The organism is Mesorhizobium sp. M6A.T.Ce.TU.002.03.1.1 (genome assembly GCF_003997275.1).
Classification (GTDB): Bacteria; Pseudomonadota; Alphaproteobacteria; order Rhizobiales; family Rhizobiaceae; genus Mesorhizobium; species Mesorhizobium mediterraneum.
Window position 1 is genome coordinate 1 of sequence record NZ_RZTI01000339.1, and the last position, 406, is coordinate 406.

General features: G+C 48.3%; 1 protein-coding gene. It reads right to left on the reverse strand.

The features are described 5' to 3' along the window. Positions 1-380 (reverse strand): hypothetical protein (locus EOC93_RS33845; protein WP_245461621.1); only part of this gene is annotated, 380 nt, incomplete at its 3' end. Positions 381-406 lie beyond the last annotated feature (26 nt).

The window sequence follows — 406 nt, forward strand, 5'->3', positions numbered from 1 at the left end:
CGCGGTTGAATTTCCAGCATGATTTCAGACTGCAAGATGTTTGCAAGTTCTGTTTCAGCATCCAAACCGTGTACGGCTTTAAGATCCTGAGCAAGCTCTGTGGTGTATTCCGCTTTCAAAGCGCGTGACTTAGCAGCTACAGTAACTTTTTCGATTGAGAAAGCCATTTCTGCAAATGCGTCGCCAGTTGAACCAAGTGCTTCTGCATCAGCAGTAGCCATACCAGTACCAGTTGTTTCTGATCCTGCACCCAATGCGTTAGCATGCGTACCTGCACCAGAGAAATCAGTATCGGCTTCGTTGTAGAATACTTCGTTGGCTGCTGCCTGGGAAGTATGTGTTGAGCGCATTGCAAAGATCAAGCCTGTTGGGCCTGTCATCGGCTGAACCCCCCAAATATCTAGCC